The 1,731-nt window shown below is 69.9% G+C and carries 2 protein-coding genes and 1 pseudogene; all 3 read right to left on the bottom strand.

Features of this window, described 5'->3' with window-relative positions:
* A partial coding sequence (locus tag HUK82_RS16365) for a GNAT family N-acetyltransferase (RefSeq protein ID WP_176614932.1) occupies positions 1-866 on the bottom strand: 866 nt, incomplete at its 3' end.
* Positions 863-1,516, bottom strand: a complete 654-nt coding sequence (gene hisH, locus HUK82_RS16360; RefSeq protein ID WP_176614931.1) for an imidazole glycerol phosphate synthase subunit HisH — start codon at positions 1,514-1,516, stop codon at positions 863-865. The genes HUK82_RS16365 and hisH, both read right to left, overlap by 4 nt.
* Positions 1,516-1,731 (bottom strand): annotated as a pseudogene (locus tag HUK82_RS16355) (hypothetical protein); the annotation flags it as partial. The pseudogene HUK82_RS16355 and the gene hisH, both read right to left, overlap by 1 nt.

Raw genomic sequence — 1,731 nt, 5'->3', positions numbered from 1 at the left:
GCCATGTCGCGCAGGCCGCCGCCAAGCTGCACCGGGACGGTGGCATTGGCGATGATCGCCTCGATCGCCGCGACATTGGCCGAGCGACCGGCAAAGGCGCCGTTGAGGTCGACCACGTGCAGCCACGGGCATCCGGCCGCGCACCAGGCACGGGCCTGCGCGCCCGGATCATCGGAATAGACGGTGGCGTCGTCCATCTCGCCCCGGCGCAGACGTACGCAGTGTCCGTCCTTGAGGTCGATGGCGGGGTAGAGGGTCAGGGCGGAGGGAGTGGTCATGGCGGCGCTTGACGGGTCCTGAGCAAGGGTGGAGCGGGCGGTCGCACGGCGGACGTCGTCCTTGAGCTGCTTGGTCATGAACAGACCCTTCAGTGTCTGGCCTTCGGCGCGGGCATAGGACGGATGCGTGCCCCAGTGGTGGAAACCCGCCGCATGGAACAGCGCGATCGCACCGGCCTGGGTTTCGCGCACGTCGAGGTTGAGCACCTGATAGCCCATGGCGCGGGCGCATTCCTCCGCCAGTTCGACCAGAAGCCGCCCCAGCCCGCGTCGGCGCGCATAGGGTGCGATGTACAGATGGGTCAGCGCCGCGCACATGCCCTGCGCCTCGTTGTTGCGCGGCGGGCGCACGATCTGGGCCGCGCCCACGATCTCGCCATTCAGCCGGGCGACGAACAGGATGCGCTCGGGTACCAGCAGAAGGCCGCGAAAATACCGCTCCAGCACCGCGCGGCTCGGGACGTTGAGCCAGCCAAAGCCGCCGCCGTCGAGGATCGCGGCTCCCGTGGCCTCGCACAGGGCGTGCAGGTCGTCCTCGCTGAGGGCCGTGACGCGCTCGGCGTGGCGCTGATCCTCGACCGTCGTCACGGCGCCGGTGTCCAGCGCAGGAAATTGGCCAGAATCCGCAGGCCCGTCCGCTGGCTCTTTTCCACATGGAACTGCGTGCCGGCGCGGTTGCCACGCGCGACGATGGCCGGTACCGCCCCGCCATACTCGGTGGTCGCGACCAGTTCGTCCGTGTCGTGCCCGCGCAGGGCGTAGGAATGGACGAAATAGACGTGCGCGTCGGGCGCCAGACCCTCGGTCAGCGGGTGTGCGCCGGGCGTGAAGGACAACTGGTTCCAGCCCATCTGCGGCAGCCGCAACCCCGGTGCCTCCATCGGCGCGATCTCGCCGCGAATCCAGCAGAAGCCGGGCGTTTCACCGAACTCCAGCCCACGTTCGGCCATCAGCTGCATACCCACGCAGATGCCCAGAAACGGCACGCCGGCGGCGGTCTGTTCCTCGATGATCGCACGCAGCCCGGGGACGTTTGCAATCCCGGCGGCGCAGTCGGCAAACGCGCCCTGACCGGGCAACACGATGCGGTCCGCCGCGCGCACGGCGTCCGGATCGGCGGTGATGGTGACGTCGGCGTCGATGCCGCTGTCGAACGCGGCGCGCGTCAGCGCCTGCGCCGCCGACGCAAGGTTGCCGCCATTGTAATCGATCACCACGATGGAGGAGCGACGCGCCATCACGCGGCGCCCATCACGGTCGCATCGCCGTTCAGGGTCGGCGGGTGACGGTCCAGAAGCCGCAGCAACGCCGTGTCGCGATCGGGTCCGGCCACGACCTTCTGCGCCCGATAGCCGCGCAGCCGCAGGTCCCAGCGCCGGATGTCGGGCGTGAACGCCGACAGGCCCAGATGCAGCCCCGCCGCCAGCGCCCCCACCACGACGCCGGACGCGGG

This window comes from Ameyamaea chiangmaiensis, from assembly GCF_013376175.1.
GTDB lineage: Bacteria > Pseudomonadota > Alphaproteobacteria > Acetobacterales > Acetobacteraceae > Ameyamaea > Ameyamaea chiangmaiensis.
The sequence above is the reverse complement of the archived record's forward strand: the minus strand, read 5'-3'. Positions and strand labels throughout refer to the sequence as shown.

Bases quoted from the DNA above. Each gene is read 5' to 3' on its own strand.
- hisH (WP_176614931.1), bottom strand. From the start codon at position 1,516: ATGGCGCGTCGCTCCTCCATCGTGGTGATCGATTACAATGGCGGCAAC.